Origin of the sequence: Nostoc sp. DedQUE08, from assembly GCF_034530895.1 — a bacterium.
GTDB lineage: Bacteria > Cyanobacteriota > Cyanobacteriia > Cyanobacteriales > Nostocaceae > Nostoc.
The window spans coordinates 38,723-45,180 of the sequence record NZ_JAVRCD010000063.1; the positions used below are offsets into that span (position 1 = coordinate 38,723).

Below are 6,458 nucleotides of genomic sequence, written 5' to 3' on the forward strand. Positions count from 1 at the left end.
CGTTGTTTTTGCTCGAAAGTCATAGGTTTATACCAAATTTGTCTTGTGTAGTCCTTATACTGCACTTTTATTTGGTATTTTTGCATAAGTAGAATGCTCTCTGTTGATTAGTCATTAGTTAATCACGAATGGCTAAGTCCATTTAACTTATGAGTAAGCTAGTTGTCTTCAGCTTCTTGGGAGGAGATTTAAATCAAGGATTTCCTGTTGTCACGGCTCAAGTTTGGTGTGATAACCAATTTGTACCTGTGAAATTAACAGGGAGTCTACCACCAGCACCAGAACTAAGCGAACTCTACCGCAGATGGCAGTTACTCTACGCAGCAGTTCATCAACGCCTGGGTAGGAATCAACGGATAAAAGTACATTCGCAAGACATAACCAATATTTCTGTCAATGACTTTAATGAAGTGTGTCAACAGCTACAAGCAAATATCAATGCTTGGTTAAAATGTGAATCATTTCAGAATATTGAACGGCAGTTGCGAACTCTACTCAGTCGTAATAATGAAATTAGAGTCATTATTGAAACAAATATAGTTCTATTGCATCGCTTGCCTTGGCATCTATGGCATTTTTTTGAAGATTACCCGAAAGCGGAATTAGCTTTAAGCAATCATGAGTATGAATCTACTCACTTATTACAAAAATCTCCTACAGGTAAAGTCAAAATTTTGGCAATTCTAGGCAATAGAGTTGGTATTGATATTGATAAAGATGCCTCTGCTTTACAAGGTTTAACAGATGGCAAAACCACTTTTCTTATAGAACCAACACGACAAACACTTGACGAGCATCTATGGAATCATGATTGGGATATTCTATTTTTTGCCGGACATAGCACTAGTCTTACTGACGGAGAAATTGGGGAAATTTGCATCAATCAAACAGAAAGTTTAACAATTTCGCAGTTGAAAAATGGACTTAAGGCAGCAATTAGACGCGGTTTGAAACTAGCAATTTTCAATTCTTGTGACGGAATTGGCTTAGGACGAAATTTAGCTGATTTAAACATTCCCCAAATGATTGTAATGCGGGAAGGAGTGCCAGATTTAATCGCACAGGAATTTTTAAAAAACTTTCTTACCGCCTTTGCAGATAGCAAACCATTTTACTTGGCTGTGCGAGAAGCGCGAGAAAGACTTCAAGGACTGGAAAATGAATTTCCTTGTGCCACTTGGTTGCCAGTTATCTATCAAAATCCCACAACTTTTCCTACTACGTGGCAAGAATTGTGCGGTAATTTTGCTGATACTAAATTTGTAGGTGAAGTTCCGACAAAAGGTAAAATTGCAACACCAAAACTCAAACTTTTGACTGTACTACTTAGTACTTTGATTGTGGCTATTTCAACATTAGGTTTGAGATACTTGGGAGTATTTGAAAAAATCGAACTACAAACTTTCGATCAAATGCTACGGTTGCAACCTCAAGAAGAGCCAGATCCAAGGTTGATAATTGTAGAAATTACTGAAAAAGATATTCAATCACGACAAGAGATGACCAAAGGACTAAAATCCATTTCGGATAGTATGTTAGCTAAATTGCTCAACAAACTACAAAAGTATCAACCGCGAGTTGTTGGACTGGATATTTATAGAGACTTTGCCGATCCTCCAAATAAATCAAATCCAATACAACTTCCGACTGAACTTAATAAAGATAATGTTGTTGTTGTCTGCAAAAGCCGCGATCGCAAATATGACCCACAAGGTGTTAAACCTCCGAAAGACGTACCTGTAGAACGTCAGGGTTTTACTGATACAATTCAAGACCCAGATGGTATCGTCCGTCGCCAAATTTTGATGATGGCACAAGAGCCTTCTTCAACTTGTACAACGCCTTATTCGCTGTCGTTGCAATTAGTTACTCGTTACTTATCTGACGAAAATATTAAACCTAAATTTAATGAAGATTATGTACAGTTTGGCTCTAAAGTATTTAAACGCTTAAAATTTAGCCGCAGTGGTGCCTATCAACAAAGAGTTGATTTAGGTGGAAATCAAATACTTGTCAATTATCGTAATACAGATTATCAGAGAGTTTCTCTTGATGAGGTATTGAGTGAGAAATTCGATCGTAAATCAATGAAAGATAAGGTAGTAATCGTTGGAGTGACAGCTAATACAGTCAGCGATACTTGGTCAACTCCCTACAGTACTGCACAACAAGATTACCAAGAAATATCAGGGGTATTTATACAAGCACAAATGGTTAGCCAACTTTTGAGTGCAGTTTTAGACCAACGTCCAATTCTTTGGGTTTTGCCTTACTGGGGCGATATTCTCTGGATATGCGGCTGGTCTGTAGTTGGGAGTCTGATTATTTGGCGGGTGCGATCGCTCTCACATCAGAGATGCGCTATCTTTGTGACAGTTGTCATATTATATGGAGTTTGTGCGATCGCTCTTTTAAAACAAGGGCTATGGTTGCCATTTATTCCTTCTGCCTTTGCCGTGGTTGCAAGCGGTGTTGTTATAGTGTTGATTCAACGCCGTCAGGAATTTTTTACCCTTCCAGAACCCTTAGTTAAATAAAATTTTCCTTTATAACTGAAAAATAATGTCTTCAACTTCCTTTTCAAAATCAACAATTTGATTTTTGCAACCCTTTCGTAACAATGTTAGAATTCAACTCGCCTAGCTGTTCCTTTGAGCAACAAAGTTTTATAGGTTTGTATCTGCCCTTCAACGAAAGGAGGACGGTCGGGAGAGAATGGAACCTCGCGCTGGGTAGTCAAAATCGCCTCGGTCTGAATGAGATTTTGTCTGTCTTTGGCTAGCAGGTTAATGGTTGGTAGCAGCAGAGTCAGATAGATCGATTTCCCCGTATCGGCGTTGGGTTCGATGAGTACTGTGAGCAGCTTGCCGATTTGTGTTTCTAGCGTGTCGATCTCCTCGCCACTGAAGTTGCGGCTGATGTTCCGCTCCTTGTAATTGAGTTGTGGTACGCCAGCAAAACTACTTGCCGAGTAGGTAATTTGTGTATCCTTGTCTTGAAGTTCAAATAGATTTGGTCGATCTGGCTTGAGCGAGGGATCGATTGATGGATTCGGTGCGTTGACATCGGGGGAGTCAGTATTTACAATGTTTGTATTCATGATTAAGTACCTTTTTAGAACATTTAGATTTTGGATAAATTCGCACGCTCATCAACCATCATCCATGAGCGATCGCCTTACTTTTAAGACTGTCGCTACAAGATTAGCGATCGCACTCTTGAGAACAAACATCGCACCCCGATTAACCTTGATCAAAAGAGCGATCGCCTGACTTTTAAGATTGTCTCTACAAGATAAGCGATCGCCATAACCAAAAGCATGATTATCACGATCACTCCTCTCCAAAAATCCTCATAAAACTGAGTAGTTAAGAACAGGCGATCGCTATTGTCCCAACGGCGCAAAAGTTGGATCTATTTATGAGACACTTGGTCTACATTGATCCCGCCAATCTTGCATCGTTAACACCTTCTTTGTGTTTTTTCCATTCTTATCTTTCGTTTTTCTTACATAAGCGTTATACTGCTGTTTTTCTCTCGCTGCATCTGCCTTCTGATGGTCATCTTTGTTTTTCTTACCCTTTTTTGTTGTATCATGCCCTCCTTTGATGCCACTACTGCTGCCTTTCTTGCCTTCCAAACCTGCCCCTTCAACATCTCCCTCGAAGTAAGCTTCTAGGTCTTTGGCTACTTCCTCAAAAGATATACTGTCCAAGTCCGGAACTCGCTCTGCTTCAATGGCTTCTAATTCCTCTGGCACGAACTCTAGGCTCTGGAGTTCCGCTTCTGAAAAAAGCTCAACTTGTTCGACTATCTGTGCTTTCATGATTTTTGCTCCTGTTGTTGATGTGTATTGAATTGGGATCGGGTGACAGTGATGTTGAGCAAACGACGCACAGGGTTAAATGTCTTTAAAGACGACCCTGTTTGCATCAATTTTGGGAATCCTAATTATGTGATACGGATAGGTAAGCGCCTCTGTCACGAAATCGCCAGCACTAGGCTGGCGATGCTGAACGGTAATCGCGAGTTGCTCCTGAGTTTGGGAGCCACTGGTTTCGACACTCAGAATCTCAACCGAGTAACCACCAGTCGGCTGCTCTCCAGCAAAAACGGCAACTACGCTGTAGCGGGTAAAATCCACTTGAGGAACGGGTGGCGGTGGCTCGGCATTAGAGGTGTGCTGTTGCCAGAGATCGATCCATCGCTCTGAGTTGTCAATCACCATTTGACTAGCGCTTTGATAACCACTATCACTCCCCCGTGCAATAGTTGTGAAATCAACATTCATTTTGAATTTGAACCTCCTTACTAAGTTTTCGTTCTACTGACACAACGTTCTAGCGCTGAAGACTGGGAACTTGATGCGTTAGCTTGTAGGAGCGAGTTTTCTTCTTGCCAGTTGGCGTCGTGAAATTGAGGTTTAAAGTGAGCTGGCATTGAGGCAACTTAAACTTTGAAGGCACTTCAATTCCAAAGTCGCGGGTTATCTCTGCACCGACTCGCAATGTGCCATAGTCTTGTTCGGCACTCGTCACTTTCTTGCCGTCAAGCCCAATCAGATTAATGCCGTCAGGTCCAACCAGAGTTGCTTTCACCGCTTGCATCGTTTCGTCACCCGTGTTTCGCACAGCAATATTGACCTGTTCGCGCAGCGTCCATTCTTTAAGCGATGGAATGGCGGTGACTTTCTCTGCTTCCGCGAGCGGTTGCCCTGCTAGCTGTAACGCTTTGACGGCATCCACCAATCCCACCCCCTGGGCATTCTCATCGAATTCAGAAGAATCCAGTTTCTTGGCAGATTGCATCAGAATTTTCTTCACCTGCAAAGGTTGGAGCTTTGGATAACGCTCTAAGATCAGGGCAGCAATCCCTGCAATATGGGGGGATGCCATACTGGTACCCGACAGCCTAGTGTAGCCGCCACCCGGCTTGGCAGACATAATCAATTCACCAGGAGCTAGAATATCCGGCTTTGGTCGCTCGTCGCTCGTTGGACCCCGACTGCTAAAAGGCATGACGCTCGTACTATCGCGGCTAGACGCTCCAACCACAATCACATCCCCTCTAGCATCTGCTGGGATGGTAAGGCTTCCGGGTCCAGGTCTTTTAGTGCCTTCGTTGCCTGCGCTTTTCACTAACACTAAGCCGAGTTTCGTCGCTCGTTCAGCGGTTTCGGAAACGACGCTGTTGCCATCAAGCGTTTGGCTAAACGATCCCCAACTACAGTTGGCAATCCGTAATCGCTTCTCTTGCTGCATATCCTTCACGACATCCTCAATTGCATCGGCACCTCTCGATTCGGTCGATTCTCCGGGTGGGGTGGGAAAAATCTTATAGCTCCAGATTTCTGCCCCCGGTGCCATGCCTTTGTACTTGGAGCCATTGCCCGCGATGATGCCCGCCACATGGGTGCCATGCGGATGCGGGTTGCCCCACTCTTGCTGAGTGTAATTCTTCTTGTGAACCACACGACCCTTAAGGTCAGGATGGTTAATATCAACTTCTCCATCTAGGACAGCGATGATCACGCCTTTGCCCGTGCCAACCAGTCCTTGGGTTCTGGCTTCAACCACACCCACGCTAACAGCGCTCAGATCGAGTTCCAACTTTAGGGGCGTATCAAATTCTATTTGTTCTACATCGCTACGACTGGCAATTTGTTTAATTTCGGCAGGGGTGAGGTTGGCAACGACCGCATTCCCCAACCTTAAATGTTCGCCTGTCTCTGCGGTTGGCAACTCTTTCAAGAGTGACTCGATCGATTCATTTACCAAGCTTTCAAATTCGTCGAGATATTGGAATTCAAATTCTTCTCCGCGTTTCCGATATGAGTTATCCAAGTCCTCGAACTCGTTCAGGAAATCGTCGAACAACTTAGTTGGTTTGTAATGAACAATCACCTGCTGGCGCTTAGTAGACTCGATACCGCCATCTTCAGCCAAGATTTGATGCTCTAAAAGGTTTTCAAGTTTGTCGTCAATCTCGGCTCCCCACTGATTGCGGACTTCGCTTGAAGCGCCATCAAGTTGCTCGTCTGTTAAGTAAAAATCATCTTCTAAAATCATGGGGTTTTGCCTCCTGTATTGATGAAATGAAAGGAAAATCAGATCGCAGCCCCCAAACTCCCTAAATCAGAAGAGAAATCGGAGGGCATAGATGCAATGCAGTTTGTCATCAGCCATCGCCCGTCTTGAAGGAAAGTTGGTTCTTTCTCAAGCAGCAGAGGGCTTGATTAGAGCTGTACTGGCTCCTTATTAACGACGCGAAGCCGTCTTGTACGCAGTCCGTCCAAGTGATATAGCACGAAGTATCCAGGGCAAAAATGGAATAAATTCGGGCGCTTCTTCAACTTCTTCTGCTTTGACCCCAGCCTGTTTGCGAAGGGGTCCAAACAGGACACGAGTCACCAAAGGGACGTAGATAGGTGCCATCCAGCGAAAATAGCTGGGCAACAC

General features: G+C 43.7%; 7 protein-coding genes. 1 reads left to right on the forward strand and 6 read right to left on the reverse strand.

All coding sequences use genetic code 11. The features are described from left to right. The first annotated feature begins 149 nt into the window (after positions 1–149). On the forward strand, positions 150–2,537 hold the full coding sequence (locus tag RMY64_RS30100; protein ID WP_322701921.1) for a CHASE2 domain-containing protein: 2,388 nt from the start codon (positions 150–152) through the stop codon (positions 2,535–2,537). A gap of 86 nt (positions 2,538–2,623) precedes the next feature. Here the strand turns inward: RMY64_RS30100 and RMY64_RS30105 are convergent, their stop codons facing one another. From RMY64_RS30105 to RMY64_RS30130, 6 genes are all read right to left on the reverse strand, one after another. Further along, positions 2,624–3,100 carry a hypothetical protein gene (locus tag RMY64_RS30105; protein WP_322701922.1) on the reverse strand — a complete coding sequence of 159 codons (477 nt, stop codon included), beginning with the start codon at positions 3,098–3,100 and terminating at the stop codon, positions 2,624–2,626. A gap of 51 nt (positions 3,101–3,151) precedes the next feature. Further along, positions 3,152–3,346: a hypothetical protein gene (locus tag RMY64_RS30110; RefSeq protein WP_322701923.1), complete on the reverse strand. Its 195-nt coding sequence runs from the start codon at positions 3,344–3,346 to the stop codon at positions 3,152–3,154. Positions 3,347–3,418: 72 nt separating this feature from the next. Then, positions 3,419–3,826 (reverse strand): hypothetical protein, encoded by a 408-nt coding sequence (locus RMY64_RS30115; RefSeq protein WP_322701924.1) that lies wholly within the window; start codon positions 3,824–3,826, stop codon positions 3,419–3,421. 75 nt (positions 3,827–3,901) lie between these two features. Then, positions 3,902–4,291, reverse strand: a complete 390-nt coding sequence (locus tag RMY64_RS30120; RefSeq protein ID WP_322701925.1) for a protease complex subunit PrcB family protein — start codon at positions 4,289–4,291, stop codon at positions 3,902–3,904. Positions 4,292–4,340: 49 nt separating this feature from the next. After that, a complete protein-coding gene (locus tag RMY64_RS30125; RefSeq protein ID WP_322701926.1) occupies positions 4,341–6,068 on the reverse strand; it encodes a S8 family peptidase in 1,728 nt (575 codons plus the stop codon). Positions 6,069–6,257: 189 nt separating this feature from the next. Continuing rightward, a partial coding sequence (locus RMY64_RS30130; RefSeq protein ID WP_322701927.1) for a hypothetical protein occupies positions 6,258–6,458 on the reverse strand: 201 nt, incomplete at its 5' end.

Excerpts from the sequence above, each read along its gene's own strand:
- RMY64_RS30115 (WP_322701924.1), bottom strand. The coding sequence starts at position 3,826 with ATGAAAGCACAGATAGTCGAACAAGTTGAGCTTTTTTCAGAAGCGGAA.
- RMY64_RS30100 (WP_322701921.1), top strand. The coding sequence starts at position 150 with ATGAGTAAGCTAGTTGTCTTCAGCTTCTTGGGAGGAGATTTAAATCAA.
- RMY64_RS30120 (WP_322701925.1), bottom strand. The coding sequence starts at position 4,291 with ATGAATGTTGATTTCACAACTATTGCACGGGGGAGTGATAGTGGTTAT.
- RMY64_RS30105 (WP_322701922.1), bottom strand. The coding sequence starts at position 3,100 with ATGAATACAAACATTGTAAATACTGACTCCCCCGATGTCAACGCACCG.
- RMY64_RS30125 (WP_322701926.1), bottom strand. The coding sequence starts at position 6,068 with ATGATTTTAGAAGATGATTTTTACTTAACAGACGAGCAACTTGATGGC.